12 protein-coding genes are annotated in these 16,085 nt (G+C 60.0%); 5 read left to right on the top strand and 7 right to left on the bottom strand.

Going from position 1 to position 16,085, the window contains the following annotated elements:
- Nucleotides 1–33: 33 nt before the first annotated feature.
- The 4 genes from ACIQC5_RS12015 to ACIQC5_RS12000 form a co-directional block, all read right to left on the bottom strand.
- A complete protein-coding gene (locus ACIQC5_RS12015) occupies nt 34–2,235 on the bottom strand; it encodes a N,N-dimethylformamidase beta subunit family domain-containing protein (protein ID WP_400282180.1) in 2,202 nt (733 codons plus the stop codon).
- Between the two features lie 96 nt (nt 2,236–2,331).
- Nucleotides 2,332–3,567: a sugar ABC transporter permease gene (locus ACIQC5_RS12010; protein ID WP_400282178.1), complete on the bottom strand. Its 1,236-nt coding sequence runs from the start codon at nt 3,565–3,567 to the stop codon at nt 2,332–2,334.
- Nucleotides 3,564–4,373, bottom strand: a complete 810-nt coding sequence (locus tag ACIQC5_RS12005; protein WP_400282176.1) for an ATP-binding cassette domain-containing protein — start codon at nt 4,371–4,373, stop codon at nt 3,564–3,566. Before ACIQC5_RS12005 ends, ACIQC5_RS12010 begins: the two co-directional genes overlap by 4 nt.
- Nucleotides 4,374–4,379: 6 nt before the next feature.
- The gene (locus ACIQC5_RS12000) at nt 4,380–5,495 is read right to left on the bottom strand and encodes a substrate-binding domain-containing protein (protein WP_400282173.1); all 1,116 of its coding nucleotides are present in this window, start codon (nt 5,493–5,495) and stop codon (nt 4,380–4,382) included.
- A gap of 236 nt (nt 5,496–5,731) precedes the next feature.
- Between ACIQC5_RS12000 and ACIQC5_RS11995 the strand changes: the two genes are divergently transcribed.
- The 5 genes from ACIQC5_RS11995 to ACIQC5_RS11975 all read left to right on the top strand — a co-directional run bounded on the left by ACIQC5_RS11995 (nt 5,732) and on the right by ACIQC5_RS11975 (nt 13,562).
- Nucleotides 5,732–7,564 (top strand): putative nucleotidyltransferase substrate binding domain-containing protein, encoded by a 1,833-nt coding sequence (locus ACIQC5_RS11995; RefSeq protein ID WP_400282170.1) that lies wholly within the window; start codon nt 5,732–5,734, stop codon nt 7,562–7,564.
- 103 nt (nt 7,565–7,667) lie between these two features.
- Nucleotides 7,668–8,354, top strand: a complete 687-nt coding sequence (locus tag ACIQC5_RS11990; protein WP_400282168.1) for a GntR family transcriptional regulator — start codon at nt 7,668–7,670, stop codon at nt 8,352–8,354.
- Nucleotides 8,355–8,593: 239 nt separating this feature from the next.
- Entirely contained in the window at nt 8,594–10,072 is a 1,479-nt protein-coding gene (locus ACIQC5_RS11985; RefSeq protein WP_400282165.1) for an APC family permease, read from the top strand.
- A gap of 70 nt (nt 10,073–10,142) precedes the next feature.
- Complete coding sequence (locus ACIQC5_RS11980; RefSeq protein WP_400282162.1) at nt 10,143–11,597, top strand: aldehyde dehydrogenase family protein; 1,455 nt, start codon at nt 10,143–10,145, stop codon at nt 11,595–11,597.
- 132 nt (nt 11,598–11,729) lie between these two features.
- Nucleotides 11,730–13,562 carry a putative nucleotidyltransferase substrate binding domain-containing protein gene (locus ACIQC5_RS11975; protein WP_400282160.1) on the top strand — a complete coding sequence of 611 codons (1,833 nt, stop codon included), beginning with the start codon at nt 11,730–11,732 and terminating at the stop codon, nt 13,560–13,562.
- Nucleotides 13,563–13,611: 49 nt separating this feature from the next.
- Here ACIQC5_RS11975 and ACIQC5_RS11970 read toward each other — a convergent pair whose 3' ends face one another.
- The 3 genes from ACIQC5_RS11970 to ACIQC5_RS11960 form a co-directional block, all read right to left on the bottom strand.
- On the bottom strand, nt 13,612–14,232 hold the full coding sequence (locus ACIQC5_RS11970; protein WP_400282157.1) for an exonuclease domain-containing protein: 621 nt from the start codon (nt 14,230–14,232) through the stop codon (nt 13,612–13,614).
- An 86-nt stretch (nt 14,233–14,318) separates the two neighbouring features.
- Nucleotides 14,319–15,272: an acyl-CoA thioesterase gene (locus tag ACIQC5_RS11965; RefSeq protein WP_400282154.1), complete on the bottom strand. Its 954-nt coding sequence runs from the start codon at nt 15,270–15,272 to the stop codon at nt 14,319–14,321.
- A gap of 130 nt (nt 15,273–15,402) precedes the next feature.
- Nucleotides 15,403–16,074 (bottom strand): GntR family transcriptional regulator, encoded by a 672-nt coding sequence (locus ACIQC5_RS11960; RefSeq protein ID WP_400282152.1) that lies wholly within the window; start codon nt 16,072–16,074, stop codon nt 15,403–15,405.
- Nucleotides 16,075–16,085 lie beyond the last annotated feature (11 nt).

Here is a 16,085-nt window from a genome sequence, read left to right as displayed (position 1 = left end):
TGACCGGATAGGGCGCTGGCCTGCACTTTCCTGCTATTTGAGAAATTCTCTGATTACGTTTTCAGTGAGTCGTGAGATGTTGTTGTCGTAGTTTCCGTACGCCATGCTGCCTGCCCAGCAAATGGATCCTACGGAGAAGACGCGCCCGCCGTTATCAGTGTCCATAATGACCACATCGGAGCGTACTTCGGGGTTGTCGGGTCCGCTGACACCTGGTTCCATGGCCATGACGGTCTCCACGAAGGGGTAGTACTCGGGGCCTTGGCGGGAGGTGAGGATAATTTTGGCGTTGGACGGCGTTCCGCCGTGGAAGTCAGCGCTATCGACTTCGTCACCTGCTGCCCCGTCGAGAATCAATCCGAAGTTGCCAAGGGTTGTGTCGTCAATGCCGTCGAATGCGAAGCTGACGTCGCTGCCTCGGCTGGCTTCGGTGCGGGTATAGCCGGATGCTTTACCCCACCCTGCAGCGGAGGAAGCAACGCCTAGGAGGCTTCTGCTGGTTCTTCCTGTGTGGAGGTGCTGGCCGCCGAGTTCGCCTGTGGAGCTGTGGTGAACCTCAGCGGGATGGGAAGTCCAGTTGCGGACGCCTGAGTATCCTCGACGGCATTCGAGGGTGTGCGTATGTGGTCCGTCGAAGCTTGTGACCCAGTAGAAGCCGTTGCCGCCGAGGTACATCAGGCGGCCCCCACGTTCGACGTACGCTTCAATGGCGTTGTATTCCTCAGTGGTTGGATATTCCGGGTGGGAACCGGTGAGAACGACCTCGTAGTTGTTCAGCAGTGTGAGGCCTTCTCGGTGAACGTCTTCGTCTGTGGCGACGTCAAAGGCGATGCCTTTGGCCTCCAGCCAGCCAGTGATATAGAAATCTGCCGCGAAATGGCGACGTGCGGCGTTAAGCCAGGTGACATAGTTCGGGCGGAAGTTGAGCACAGGCCGGAGCCAGGACGAGTGGCAGGCTCCGCTGCCGTCGGTGTGACTGTCGTAGATCGAAATGCCGAGATCCCGGTGAGCATGGATGTACCGGTCGGTGTCGTTAAGTTTGATTGAGTCCCGCATGGTCTTTGCGTGGGCTTCGCCGCGTTCGCCCTCGCCAAGGTGTTCGTTCGCGTAAGCGAGATAGGTGTTTGTGGGAGCGATAAACAGAACGCGAGCATGGTCCGTAGATGGTGACACGTAGAACGGGATGTAGTCGAGTTGATCTCCTTGAGCGATCTTCGCGGCGTAGATCCCGCTGGGCGTCCCCGGGCTGACAGTGAGGGTGAAGTTTGTGTCCCATTCGGCGTCGTCAAGATCGTCTTCGTGGAAGTGGATCGCATTCCACTGTTTGGGATTGTCCCGGTAGTTCAATGCCGGACGGGTCCAGCTGTGGCCTGTTACGGCGCGGGTTGGCCGGTTGATCAGCTCTCCGTGCATTTGGTTAGCAGAGGCATCGATGATGGTGCGTTCGCTGGGGTTCGATCCGAAGCTCCATGCGGCGACCAGTTCGTCAGCGAGGACTTCAGTTGACGCAGCGCCTTCCCTCAGTGCTTGTGTCTCTACCGCTGTGAGCGGGCGGCTCACCAGGAATGGATCTTCGATCCTGCCGTTGAAGTAGTCTTTTTGTTCACCGTTTTCATCATGGCTAGCCGCTAGGCTGATGCGCTCGATCGCTGCAATCTGAAATGAACCTATCTCGCTGCTGGAGGTATCTTCGGACTTTTCTGCTTCCCACCGGCCGTCGACCTGGTGCGAAAGGTGGGCGCGTCCGGTGGTCTCGTCATATGAGGCCGATATCCTTACCCAACGCTGGTGGGGAATGTTCATTCGGGTGGTCACGCGACGTGGCGTCTGACCTTTGCTTTGGAACTCCAGAACCAGTTGCCCGGGTTCGAGCCGGAGAACGATGCCGGCCTCCGTACCTGAAATATGCACGAGAGTCTGCCTGCTTTTTTGTGGCTGGGTCGGCATGGTCCAGGTTTGCAGTTCGAAGGAGGCCAGCGCGCGGTTACCGTTGGGTCGTATCCGTGCGTAGGAACCTGGTGTGAGCTTCTGGGGGCCGCCGTTGTATTCCGGGGCTAGGTCAGTTTCCAGTGCTTCTTCGCGAACGAGGTGAGTGCTGGAGTCGGGATTGCTGGTGTCCACACCGTGCAACCGCACGATGTTTACGGCAATTGGTCCTTCGTCGGAGCTGATTTTGAAGCTTATTTTTTCCCCGGGGTGGACGCTCAGTTCGTCCGCGTAGCCCATCAGTTTCATATCTGGTCCTTGTTCGTCGTGAGGAGCGGCTGGGGCGCCGTGTGTTTCGTCATTGACCCCAGCCGCTCGTTTGTGTCGCCGCTGATGCTGTTCGGGTCAGGTCCGTTTGGTCTCTTTTGAAAGGAGGCTGTCGACGGTCACGGCGAGCACAAGCACAATTCCTTGGACGACGTACTTCGTTTCAGTGGATGCGCTCATCAGGGCCAGGCCGTTGGTGATGCTGCCCATGAGCAAGGCACCAATGAGGGCCGCCCAGACTGATCCGCGTCCACCGAAAAGGCTGGCACCGCCGATGACTGCTGCTGCTACTGCCTCCAGCAGCAAAGTACCGCTGCCTGATTGGGCGGAAACGCCCAATGTCTGAGAAGCTGCGATGATGCCAGCGACAGCGGCGAAGGCGCCGGCTAGGACGAACGTGGTCATTTTGACGCGGGCGACGCTGATGGCCGCACGTTTGCTGGCCTCAGCGTTTCCGCCGATGGCATACAGGTAGGTCCCTACTCTGGTCTGGGTTGTTACATAGGCCATGACGGCCAAGAGCAGCAGGAGGATCGCTACGGGTGTCGGAACGCCTCTGTCCTGGTTGAGCACGAACACAACGATTAGTCCTGCGACCAGGATCGCTGTTACTGGCAGGACAACTGAGGTGAGCATGTTTGTGTTGAGTCCTTGCCGGCGTTTGTGGCGAAGGGACTGGAAGAGCAGAAAGGCGACGATGGCCGCTGCCACGACGACAACGACGTAGCCGACTCCTCGTTGGATAAAGCTGTTGGCAATCCACTGTACGGAGGTGCCTGAGAGCGGGAGGGAGCCGCTCTGGGGAAGTAGAACCAAGAGAACACCTTGCAGGGCAAGGGAAGTACCGAGCGTGACGATGAAGGATGCGGCACGGAACCGGGTGACGATGGCACCTTGAACCAAGCCGACCAGCATGCCGGCGATGATTGCCGCAGGAATGGCGACCCAGGAGTCAATACCTCGTTCAACCATCAGGTGGGCCATAGTTCCGGCGCAGACCGCACTGAGCGCGGCGACAGAAAGGTCGATTTCCTTGATGATGAGAATCAGGACGAGCCCCAGGGCCAGCAGCGCGGTAACGACGATCTGAACCGACAGGTTCGTCATGTTTCGAGGCGTCAGGAAACTCTGGTTCTGGGACTGAAAGAATCCCCAGATAAGCACGATTGATGCCAAAACAGGCGCCATGCGGTAGCGACCGGCCAGAGCGTGGGCGAGCCTGGTTCCCAGCCGGTCTGACGACTGTGGTTCAAACGGTGTCGGTGAGGGAGCCTCCGGGGACTTGTGGGAGGCTGTTTTATACTTGGTGGTCACGTGGTTTCTCCTGCGCTTGGCTGTGATGCTGCGACGCCCAGTCCGGTGATGGCTGAGACGAGCTGTGCGCGGTCATACCCGCCACGGGTAAATTCGGCGACTTTCCTCCCGAGCCGCATGACGGCGACCCTGTCGGCGACCTCCTGAACATCGGCAAGGTCATGGGAGACGACAATGACTGCGTGATTTGTCGCGCGTAGACGAACTATGAGTTCAAGAACTTGTTTCCGCTGGGCAACCCCCAAGGCGGCGGTTGGTTCATCGAGAAGGACAACCTTGGGTTCCCAAAGTACGGAACGGCAGATGGCAACGGATTGCCGTTGCCCGCCGGAGAGGTTTCCTACGGGGGCGCTCAGGTCGCGCAGGGTGGAGACCCCGAGGTCTGCGAGGACTTGGCGGGCGCGTGATTCCATGGCTGCTCGCTGCAGTCTGCGGCCAAATGGGGAGTAGATCTCCCGTCCCAAGAAAAGGTTCTGGACGGTATCGAGGTTGTCACAGAGAGCCAGGTCTTGGTAGACGGTCTGAATTCCATGGGCCATGGAGTGCCGGGGTGAATCTATTTTCACCTCTGTTCCGGCGCAGGAGATGGTTCCGGAATCCGGGATGTTGATTCCTGCGATGGTTTTGATGAGGGTTGATTTTCCGGCGCCGTTGTCGCCGACGAGTGCCAGGACTTCTCCTGGGTAGACCCGCAGGGAGACGTCTTCCAGTGCGCGAACGCCGCCGAAGTGCTTGGAGATGCTGGACAGTTCCAAAGCGGGTGGTGCGGACTGTGTTGTTGGTGGTTCAGTATTGAGGATGCTCATGGGGGCCTACTGTTTGCAGAATTCGGAGGTGACGGCAGGTCCGGCGCAGACGTCTGTTTTCTTGAGAAGCCCGGTGTCTATCAGTTCCTTGCCAACGTTGTCCGCCGTGATGAAGACGTTTTCGTTGTAGACGGTGGGGACCTTTTTGATTCCTGTGTCATAGGTTCCAGTAGCCAGATCTTTATCGCTGCCGTCACCTGTTAGCTTGGCGACGATTAGCCGGGCTGTCGCATCAGCCATTGCCTTGTATGGCGGGACCATGGTGTTTTCGATGTTTCCGGCTAGAAGGTGTTGTACAACACCGGGCTGCGCGTCGTACCCACCAAATACCTTTACCTTTCCCAAAAGATCCTGAGCTGAGAGAGCTGCGAGAACGCCGTTCGCAGAGCTGTCATTGTGGACAATGACTGCATCGAGATCTCCGCCGGCCCGCTGCATGCAGCCCTCAAGGGCTAGGCGGGCATTGTCAGCGGATAATTGCAGGTTGTCGTTCTGACAGACCACTTCGACGTCTCCTGTCTTGACCAAGGGATCGAGCACTTTTGCGGTGCCTTTACGGATCTCGGTGTCGAAGAAGAAGGACGGGTCACCGGTGATTTCGGCGATGCGCAGAGGCTTAGCGGTGTCCTTCATTTTTTCTACGGCGTATTTGGCGACCTGCTCACCGATCGGTTCGAAGGGAACGGTGACGTAGTAGTCGATCTCGCTGTTGGTGGACGCGTAGGCGAAGTCGATGACAGGTATGTTCGCCGCGTGCGCTGCCGCGACGACGCTCTGGCTCTGGTCGGGTACTGGCGGGGCCATGATGATGGCCTTTGCGCCTTGCGTCACAGCGGCCTGGGCCTGCTGCAGCTGCCGGCTGGGGTCATTGTCGGCGCTCTGGGTAACCAATTCCAGTCCGGGGGCGTATTTGGCCAGGGCTTCTTTGAGGTTGGGGGTGTCGTATGAGTCAAAGCGCGTGACTTGGGAGTTCGGGGTGAGGAAGTAAACCTTGCCCTTCAGATCCGCTGCGGCGACGGGAGCGCTGCCGTCGGCGCTGGGTTCGGTTCCGGTTGAACAGCCTGTCAGCAACAGCGTGCCGGAGACGGCTGTGACGAGCGTGGTTCGGATGAAACTCTTCATCGTGATTCCTTGGGGAGTAGTAGGGTGCCGCAGCGGGAGATCGACTCGATTCTTAACCGGTCACCGGTAGGGCATTACCTAGAGGATCAATGCGTCCAATGTACTCGTGTACGCATCGTGTGACTAGACCCACAATCAAAGTTTCTTGAGGACGGAGGCTCCCGAATCGACTTCTGGTAACCGGTAAGGCATTACACTGGGCGTACTTTGCTTATTTCTACCTGATGGGTGTGGGTGTGAAGGAGTTTGTTGACTTCCTGGGCGGTCAGGCCCCGTATGACCGATTGGATGGGGAGGATCTGTCGCGGCTGGCTTCGATGGTGGAGGTTGAGTTCTTTGCTGCGGGCCAGGAAATCCTTGCCTACGGGGCCACGGATGTGGACCATATCTTCGTGGTCCGTACGGGCGCGGTGGAAGTGGTGGACCGTGGCACGGTAGTCGATGTCCTGGGCCCGGGGGATACGTTTGGGCATGTTGCGGTGTTCTCTGGTTTGCCTACGGCCTTGGCAGTGCGGGCCGCGGAGGACACGTTGTGTTACCGCCTGCCGGATCCACGCTCGGTCGTCAAAGACCCTTCCCGGCTGCAGTTCCGGCACTTCAACACACTGGTCGCCCGCCAGCGGCTTATCGCCGCGGGAGGGCCTTCGTCGCGGATGGACCGCCCGGTGTCCAGCGCGATGAAGGATGTGCTGTGGTGCGAGGCCGGCCAAAGCGTACGCGAGGCCGCCGAGCGGATGACCCAGACACACCAGAAAGCCGCGCTGGTCAGGCTCGGTACCGGCTACGGCATCGTCACTGACCACGACTTCCGGCGCTTGGTCGCCACTGGGAAAGTGTCCTTGGATAGCCCCGTGGCAGAGATCGCGACCACTCCTGCGCACGGAATCGATGCCGATTCCACCATCTGGTCCGCCTACCTAAGAATGGTCGATCACGGTATCCACCACCTGGTCATCACCGATAACAGCGGCCGCCCGGTCGGCATCAGTGCCGTCATGGACATGGCCGCCGCCGACGTCCGCCATCCATTGGTCGTCCGCAACGCCATCGCATCAGCTGCGACCTTCGAAGAGCTCGGCGAGGCCAGCCGCCTGCTCCGGCCCACAATCGTTGAACTCTGGGATGCCGATGTCTCATCCCTTCAGCTCGGAGCCATCATCTCGGCCGTCGTGGACGCCATCGTCAGGCGAATCATCGACCTTCACCCCCTCGACCCGGCCCTCAAGGAACTGGACCACTCCTGGGTCCTGACCGGCTCCATGGCCCGACAAGAGCCCCTGCCCGATTCAGACGTCGACACCGCCCTCATCTGGACACCACGGAACACAACAGCATCACCACCCGCCCACGACGACATCCTCAAAGCCACCGCGGAAACACTCAGCCGCCTCCCCACCTGCGGCCTCCGCTGGTCTCCGCACGGCGCCAACGCCTCTGATGCGCCCTTCAACAGATCTTTGGTCGAATGGCATCGCATCGCCCGGAGTTGGAGGAGCCCTTCATCTGAATTCTGGGAGTACCCCGAGCAGGCAATGGCCATGATCGACAGCCGGGCTCTCACGCGGTCAGCGCTCCTCCGCGATGTTCACGCCGAGATTGCCGCTGCAGCCTCCAACCCGGTCTTCATGTCGGCCTTAGCTCGTCGGTCGTTGGGTCAAAGCCCACCCCTTGGGTTCGTCAGAAATCGCGTCGTTGAGCGATTCGGCGGTGGGCGCGGCTATCTGGATCTCCGAAACAAGGGGCTGCGGCCGATTTCGGCGATGGCCCGGCTGCTTGCACTCAAAAGCGGTACCTTGGCTGGTTCCACTCCCCAACGATTTGATGCTGCTGCCCATATTGGGCTGATCTCTGACGATGAGGCTGACAGCCTCAAGGACGCCTTCCATCTCTGCTACGGAATCGCGTTCGAACAGGAAGTCCGTCAACTGCGGTCTGGGAAGATCGCCACAGGGCTGATTTCCCCTGAACAATTGGATCCGTTGCGCCGACGGCATCTCCGGGAGGCCTTCCGTGCTGTGGCAGCCCTACAGGAATCAATCGCCAGCAGGCTTACGGGCCACCCTTCGTGAAACAAGACGATGGAAAGCCGAGCGCCTCTGGCGCGCTTAGTCGTGCCGTAAACTTAAAAAGGTAACGTATAAGGCATCACACTTCATCGTCAGGAGGACACAAATGGGTGTTACGACGGAAAAGCTCGAACAGTCCAGCCTTCGCGACCAAGTGTTGGCCATCCTACGAAAAGGACTCATCACCGGAGATCTGGTCCCGGGCGAGCTTTACTCGGCCTCAGCAATTGCCACGGATTTGGGCGTATCGACCAGCCCGGTCCGCGAAGCGATGCTCACGCTAGTCAATCAAGGCGTCATGGAAGCCGTCCGCAACAGGGGCTTTCGAGTCATCCCGATGGGCCAGCAGGACCGGAAAAATATTCACGAACTCCGCATGCTCATCGAAGTCCCGTCCATGGTGCGCCTGGCTGGCGAGCCTCGGCTCAAGCAGCAGGCCGCTAAATTCCGGGCTCTGGCAGAACAGAACATCGCTGCAGCGGAGGAAGGCGACCTTGTTGCCTATCTCAACACCGACCTGCGCTTTCATCTGGGCATGCTGGAAATTCTGGGAAACGAAAAACTCACCACCCTGGTGGAGGGGCTGCGCGACCAGACTCGGCAGCTTGGGCTCAAGAGCTTCTCACGGCAGGAGTCACTGCGGGCAACCGCCCAGGAGCATCTACTGATCCTGGACGCCCTGCTCGACGGCGAGGCCGAACGGGTTGAGGAGCTGATGACAGCCCACTTGGACCATATCGTTCAAGATTGGGAAGCCTCGGACAGCGCTGAGACCTCAGCCGCTTCAGCCTGACCCTCAGCTCCCTGCTCATCGCGGCGCGGGTCATTCGCTAGGAGCCCTTCCGCGCAGACGACTCGGAATCATCCAGCTAGCACGCACAGAACCCTGCCTGGCGCCCTTTTGTGCCTTCCGGCACGCGCTGGTGTATTCCGCATCACGAAACCTCTTGACTTCCGGACCCTCACAGAGTTCCATTGTCTTAGCGGTAATGCATTACCGGTAAGCTTTCTCCCAAACAGCGCGAGGCACTCATGATTCAAGATCCAATCCAGGACGACAGCGTTCGATCCTCGGACACCAAGGTGGCGAACGCGGGGCTGAGCTCCCGCACAATGTCCGACGCCGAATACCTGAACAAGCTGGGCTACAAACAGGAACTCAACAGGGCGCTGGGGCTCTTTTCGAGTTTCGGGGTACAGTTCACCTCGATCTCCGTCGGCTCGGTGATCTTCACGACCTTTGTTGTCGGTCTGACGTTTTTCGGGCCTGCTGCCTTCTGGTCCTTTCTGATCGGTGGAGCCTTCCAAGTCTTTCTCGTAGGCTTGGCCGTCGGTGAATTGGTCTCGGCGTTCCCGCTATCGGGCGGTGTCTACCAGATCATTAACCGGCTGACGGGCAAGACGTGGCTGGCATGGCAAGGCGGGTGGTGGCTCGTCATCGCACACACCGTCGCCGTCACCGCAGTCGGCGTTGGCGTCGTCCCGTTCCTTGCAGGCTGGTTCGGATTCACGGACCTCACACCGGTGGAGACGACCCTCTGGACCTTGGGCATCCTAGCCGTGGTCACCTTCGTCAATATCGCCGGTGTCAAGATAGCCGCCGTCTTCAACAACCTTGGCGTGTTCGCCGAAATCGGTGGCATCTTGCTCATCATCGGTGCACTCATCTTCGCCAAGTACGAGCGGGCACCCCTGACTGTTCTCTCCGATACAGCAGGTACCACCGAGAACGTCTGGTGGTTCGCCCCCTTCCTCTTCGCCATGTTGGTTCCGGCCTTCACGATTTCCAGCTTTGACGCCACCGGCAACGCTGCCGAGGAGACCAAGGACGCGGCTCGCACCGCACCGCTGGGCACTTTCCTTGCCAACACGGCGGCCTACGTCACCGGAACGATCTTTGTCCTGTTGCTGATGCTGGCCATCCCCAACGTTGCTGACACCATGGCCAGCGACACCCCGGTGTCGTTCATCTTGAATGCCTCTGTAGGGCCTTTCATTACGACGGCATTCGAAGCCATGGCCATCGTTGCCCTGTTCGCCAACATGTGCATGGTCCAGCTCACTGGTGTCCGTGTCATGTGGTCCAAGGCCCGCGACGGCCAGATGCCCGCAGCGCACTGGCTCCGCAAGGTCAACAAGCACCGTATCCCGATCAATGCGACCCTCGTTTGTGCCGTACTGTCGGGTCTGTTCGCACTCTGGTCCTCTCTGCTGTCCGTCCTGGCGGCCATGACTGCACTGGCTTGGGCTTTGGCGTACGGTGTCGTGGTGGCCTGTGCTCTCAAGGCTGTATGGAAGAAGGAGCTCCCGGACCACCCGTGGAACATGGGGCGATTCTCCTTCCCGGTGTTCTTGGGAGCGACCATCTGGTCCGTCGTCCTCTGTGCCCTTCTCGCCTACTCCGATCCGATCAACGTAGGCCTGGGCATGCTGATCACCATCGCGATCGGTTTCGGCATCTACTTCACGATTCCCAAATCACGGCGCGGCGTAGCTGCAGCCATCGACTAACACCATCCCCTTATGGCCCGCCCCCACGGGCGGGCCACAAGTCCACCAAAACATCAGGAGAGCCACTCTTATGACATCCACCGTCATCGCCGACATCCAAGTCAAGAACTACATCGGAGGTGAATGGGTTCCGGGTTCATCCGGTGAATCCCTCGAAGTCGTCAATCCGTCCACCGGTCAGGTCATCACCCGATTCGCCGCGTCTTCGACGGCGGATGTCGACAAGGCTGTTGAGGCCGCCCGCTCTGCGCAGCCTGCGTGGGCTGCCCGGACACCAGGGGAGCGGTCCCAGCTGCTCCACGAGCTTGTCGACGCAGTGCGCGCCAACGTTGAGGACCTCGTTCACCTTGAGGTCATCGACGCCGGCAAACCCATCACCGCGGCACGGGAAGAAGAATTTCCTGCGATCCTTGATGCGCTCCGGCACTTCGCCGGCGCCGCCCGTACACTTTCAGGACAGGCGGCCGGTGAGTACGCCAGCAACACCACCACCCTCGTACGGCGGGAACCGCTGGGCGTAATAGCCGGAATCACGCCGTGGAACTACCCGCTGTGGCAGGCAGTTTGGAAGATTGTTCCTGCTCTTGCGGCCGGCAACACCGTAGTGATCAAACCAGCCGAGAGCACCCCGCTGTCCACCGCGCGGTTCGTTGAAATCGCCGGCGGCATCCTTCCCACGGGTGTGCTTAACCTGGTCAACGGACGTGGTGCCGATGTTGGGGACTACCTGTCACGCCACCCGGGCATCAACCTTGTATCGTTCACGGGATCCACTGCCACCGGGCGTGCGATCGCCCATGCCACCGCCGAGGGCCCCAAGCGTGCTCTGCTGGAACTTGGTGGCAATGCCCCCGTTGTCGTCCTTGATGACGCCGACCTCGAGGAAACTGCAGCCACCATTGTTTCTGCTGGGTTGTACAACGCGGGCCAGGAATGCATGGCAGCCACCCGAGTGATTGTTTCCGAGAAGGTCGCAGAGGCGCTCGTCGAGAAGGTCATCGGCCATCTCAAGGACGTCGTGGTCGGCGGCACGGAGGAAGAGGCCACGGTACTTGGGCCCCTGATCTCCGAGCGACAGCGCGACCGTGTGGAGGGCCTGCTGCAGCGTCGGCCGAACACTTCACGCATCGCATTTGGCGGCGGACGGCCCGATTTGCCCGGGTACTTCCTCGAACCCACACTCGTTACCGGCCTGGAGCAAGAGGATGAGCTGGTGCAGGAAGAAATCTTCGGACCGGTCATCACCGTCCAGACCTTTGCCGAAGACTCCGAAGCCCTTACGATGGCCAACGGAGTGGCCTTCGGCTTGGCCGGTTCCGTCTGGACCCAGAACATCGAACGCGGTTTGAGGTTCGTCAACGCCTTGAACTTCGGCAACGTTTGGATCAATACTCACCTGGTAGTAGGCCCTGATTACCCGATCGGTGGGTTTAATGAATCCGGTTACGGCAAAGAAGGCGGCGGAACCGGTATCGAGGAATTCACCCGGATCAAGCAGGTAGGTATCAAGCTCGGCAATTGGTAAGTCACCGTAGTGTTGCCGGGTGGTCCTCGGGCCCCCGGCAACGTCATGTCCGGACCTGTCCTGCGTACAAGAATCAAAACGAGCCGGCAACGTAGAGAGCATCTCTCAACGCCTTGAACGATGGGTGTGGGTGTGAAGGAGTTTGTTGACTTCCTGGGCGGTCAGGCCCCGTATGACCGATTGGATGGGGAGGATCTGTCGCGGCTGGCTTCGATGGTGGAGGTTGAGTTCTTTGCTGCGGGCCAGGAAATCCTTGCCTACGGGGCCACGGATGTGGACCATATCTTCGTGGTCCGTACGGGCGCGGTGGAAGTGGTGGACCGTGGCACGGTAGTCGATGTCCTGGGCCCGGGGGATACGTTTGGGCATGTTGCGGTGTTCTCTGGTTTGCCTACGGCCTTGGCAGTGCGGGCCGCGGAGGACACGTTGTGTTACCGCCTGCCGGATCCACGCTCGGTCGTCAAAGACCCTTCCCGGCTGCAGTTCCGGCACTTCAACACACTGGTCGCCCGCCAGCGGCTTATCGCCGCGGGAGGGCCTTCGTCGCGGATGGACCGCCCGGTGTCCAGCGCGATGAAGGATGTGCTGTGGTGCGAGGCCGGCCAAAGCGTACGCGAGGCCGCCGAGCGGATGACCCAGACACACCAGAAAGCCGCGCTGGTCAGGCTCGGTACCGGCTACGGCATCGTCACTGACCACGACTTCCGGCGCTTGGTCGCCACTGGGAAAGTGTCCTTGGATAGCCCCGTGGCAGAGATCGCGACCACTCCTGCGCACGGAATCGATGCCGATTCCACCATCTGGTCCGCCTACCTAAGAATGGTCGATCACGGTATCCACCACCTGGTCATCACCGATAACAGCGGCCGCCCGGTCGGCATCAGTGCCGTCATGGACATGGCCGCCGCCGACGTCCGCCATCCATTGGTCGTCCGCAACGCCATCGCATCAGCTGCGACCTTCGAAGAGCTCGGCGAGGCCAGCCGCCTGCTCCGGCCCACAATCGTTGAACTCTGGGATGCCGATGTCTCATCCCTTCAGCTCGGAGCCATCATCTCGGCCGTCGTGGACGCCATCGTCAGGCGAATCATCGACCTTCACCCCCTCGACCCGGCCCTCAAGGAACTGGACCACTCCTGGGTCCTGACCGGCTCCATGGCCCGACAAGAGCCCCTGCCCGATTCAGACGTCGACACCGCCCTCATCTGGACACCACGGAACACAACAGCATCACCACCCGCCCACGACGACATCCTCAAAGCCACCGCGGAAACACTCAGCCGCCTCCCCACCTGCGGCCTCCGGCTGTGCCCCCATGACGCCAACGCCTCCTACCCGCTTTTTAACAGATCGACTGCGGAATGGGTGGAGGCAGTTCGCAGCTGGGCGAACAAACCTGAGGAATCCGGGTACGTGATTCTGGCGTCCGCTTGCGCTGATTCCCGCGCGTTGACCCGCCCGGTTTTAGGCGGAGCCATTGAGCGTGAACTCTTGTCCGTAGCGAACCAAAACCAGCAGTTCATGCGTGCCATGATGCGCTCAGCCCTGGCGGACCGGCCACCGATCGGCTTTGTCAGAAACATCGTTGTGGAGCGCTTCGGGAAACGGCGCGGTTACCTTGACCTTAAAGGCAGCGCCCTGCGGCCCATCACTTCACTTGCCAGAGTGCTCGCCCTCCGCGCCGGGAACCTTTCCGGCTCCACGCCCGAAAGACTGGAAACAGCTGAGACTGCCGGTCTGCTGAGCAGTGACGAAGCCGACACACTCAAAGAAGCTTTTGCCCTTTACCACGGCCTGTTGTTTGAAACCTCTGTCGAAGCACTCCGGAACACCAGCCACCCGGACACCCTCCTTGCTCCGTCCACGCTGGATCCGTTACGCCGTCGGCATCTCCGTGATGGGTTCCGCGCCATCGCCAGCATCCAGGAGCGGCTGGCAGCAGATCCCGGCCTCGGGATCGACTAGTAAATCTGGTCCGCTTCTGACCTTGTCCGATCGACGAACGGATCCGGGTCTAGCGGCGGGAGAGTTCAATAAGGTCACCGGCGGTGAGCCCGTCGGCAGAAAGCCTGGCGCCCAGCGCGAGGAAAACCTGCGCGGTGGTCATGGCGTCACCAAGCGCATGATGCGGAGTGTGGGGAGGCAGCCCCATGACTGCCGAGGCGTACTCCAGTGCGATGTCGTGTCCGGAGGGGAGCCAACTGTCTGTGAGGATCTTGCCTGCCAACACCGCCGTATCCACTACGGAGAGATTGAGTTTTGTCTTTCGCCGTTTTGCCGCTTCGGCCAGGAACGACACTTCAATCCACGCTGAATGGGCCACGAGGATCCGTCCCTCCAACCTCATCAGAATCTCGTCGAAGCATTCATCGATGTCCGGGGCTTCGGCAACGTCGCATTGACGTAGGGCATGTACCATGACTGACTCCCGGGTGATCGTGATACCGGGGTTCACCACGCCGTAGACGGCTTCCGCTGTCCTGATTCGGCCTTCAAGTACCGGAACAAGCCCGTACGAAATGATCCTGTCACGCGTCGAATTAAGGCCCGTGGTTTCCAGATCCATGACACAGTATTCGGCCTGTTTCCAGTCCCGGGACTCAAGCGATGATTCCCTCCGGGAAAGAATTCGCATCTCGATGTCCTCCCTTTCTTTAGGCTACTCCGCCCCTTGACTCCTGCCGGTCTGCCGTCGCCTGGGAAGCGCCGTTCGCGCACTGGTTACGAGGGGTATGCCTCCAGGCCTACGACAGGTCGCCGTAGTCTGTTTAGTTCGGCGGCGTGTTCTGCCAGCCGGAAATCCTCCTCGGTTGACGGCGCCCATGACGGGACGGCAGTGGGTCGGCTGTGCTCGTCCATGGCCACCACCACCGTGTGGCAGTGGAGGGTGGGCTGCATCGCCGCCCCGGGGGCACCGGACCTGACGTGGACAGCGACATGCATCGAGGTGGTGCCTGTGAGGATAATCCGCGCCTCAACTTCCACGACGTGCCCGATCTGGATTGCTTGATGGAAGTTGATTCCGCCGGCATAGACTGCCAAACCGGGTTTCCGCGCCCACGTGGTGGCGCAAAGCGTCGCCGCTTCATCGATCCATCGCATAATGGTCCCCCCATGAGTTTTACCGCCCCAGTTGATGTCTGTGGGGGCAGCAAGAAACCGCAACAGGGTTCTGGGTGCGGTTCCGGCGTCGGTGTATGCCTGAGCACGCATCGCACGCTGGATTTCCGCCCGCGGGGATATCCGTTCCTGGGCCGCCTCCTTCTCGGCCAATTCGGCCAGTGAAGAAGGAACGAAGGGAGGAACTTCCTGCGGTTTGCCTCCGTCCGTGACGGAAACAAAGACGATGTAGCACTCAGTCACGTCCGACATGTGACCGCCACGCGGGTTACCCGACCTTACCGATGCCCGGACGTGGAGACTGGTCCGGCCTGTATAGACGACAGCCGCCCTGACTTCGACAACATCGCCCGTTTCTATGGGCCGCTGGAAGGAAGCCCCGCCGACATAGGCGGTAACGCAGTAGCTTCCCGTCCAGGTCACAGCACACGCATACGCGGCTTTATCGATCCATTCCAGAATACGGCCGGCATGGATCTTTCCGCCCACAGTGGCAACATCGGTGGGGGCAGCCATGAACCGTAAGAGCACTTCACGCTGTCTGTTGAGCACCATCACTCCAATAGAAAATTTCCTTAGGCGTGTGCAATATCCAGACGCACCCAAGTGACCCGGACTCGGCGATCGGTCCGGGGGTTAAAAAATGTAAGTACGTGGCGGCCGTCGTCAGCCGCCCAGGTTTCTTCTAACGCTTTGGTCCAGCCCAAATGCCGCGGACATGGCTGATGTGCCTTCTCATCAATTCTTCGGCTTCGTCAGCTCTGCGTAGCTGCATGAGTTCGATGAGCTCAACGTGTTCTTCGGCGGTTTGGGCGAGGAGGCCTTCTTCCAGCAACGGCAGGAGGCCCAGCAAACGGGTCTGGGACCGAAGTGTGGATACCAATTCCACGATTCGGGGGTTGCCTGAATATTCAAGCAACCGGACATGGAAGACCCTGTCTGCTTCGGTATATTGGGCTAAGTCGCGGCGCTCCGCCCATTCGACAATGGACTGAGCGATCCGGGCCAGTTCGGGAAAATCTTGGTCCGGAATCAGCGGGGTAACTTCCTTGACCACGGGAGGCTCGATGAGGAGCCTGAGCTGGGTGATGTGGTCGAGGTCGGCCTCGGAGACCTCCGTGACACGGAAGCCTTTGTTGGGTTCGGTCGTCACCAGGCCTTCCTTCACCAAGTCCAGCATGGCCTCACGGACGGGGGTGGGGGAAACCCCAAACTTGGCTCCGAGCGCCGGCGCCGAATAGACGACGCCGGGACTCATCTCGCCCGACATGATGGCTGAGCGCATGGCAATTTTGACCTCATCGCGCAGGCTGGAACGCCGAGCAACCGGGGTGATCAGGGTCTCTCCGCTATTCATCAGCGATCCAT

Origin of the sequence: Paenarthrobacter sp. NPDC092416 (assembly GCF_044755025.1) — a bacterium.
Lineage (GTDB): Bacteria > Actinomycetota > Actinomycetes > Actinomycetales > Micrococcaceae > Arthrobacter.
The sequence above is the reverse complement of the archived record's forward strand: the minus strand, read 5'-3'. Positions and strand labels throughout refer to the sequence as shown.

Excerpts from the sequence above, each read along its gene's own strand:
- ACIQC5_RS12015 (WP_400282180.1), bottom strand. The coding sequence starts at position 2,235 with ATGAAACTGATGGGCTACGCGGACGAACTGAGCGTCCACCCCGGGGAA.
- ACIQC5_RS12005 (WP_400282176.1), bottom strand. The coding sequence starts at position 4,373 with ATGAGCATCCTCAATACTGAACCACCAACAACACAGTCCGCACCACCC.
- ACIQC5_RS12000 (WP_400282173.1), bottom strand. The coding sequence starts at position 5,495 with ATGAAGAGTTTCATCCGAACCACGCTCGTCACAGCCGTCTCCGGCACG.
- ACIQC5_RS11990 (WP_400282168.1), top strand. The coding sequence starts at position 7,668 with ATGGGTGTTACGACGGAAAAGCTCGAACAGTCCAGCCTTCGCGACCAA.
- ACIQC5_RS11985 (WP_400282165.1), top strand. The coding sequence starts at position 8,594 with ATGATTCAAGATCCAATCCAGGACGACAGCGTTCGATCCTCGGACACC.
- ACIQC5_RS11980 (WP_400282162.1), top strand. The coding sequence starts at position 10,143 with ATGACATCCACCGTCATCGCCGACATCCAAGTCAAGAACTACATCGGA.
- ACIQC5_RS11970 (WP_400282157.1), bottom strand. The coding sequence starts at position 14,232 with ATGCGAATTCTTTCCCGGAGGGAATCATCGCTTGAGTCCCGGGACTGG.
- ACIQC5_RS11965 (WP_400282154.1), bottom strand. The coding sequence starts at position 15,272 with ATGGTGCTCAACAGACAGCGTGAAGTGCTCTTACGGTTCATGGCTGCC.
- ACIQC5_RS11960 (WP_400282152.1), bottom strand. The coding sequence starts at position 16,074 with ATGAATAGCGGAGAGACCCTGATCACCCCGGTTGCTCGGCGTTCCAGC.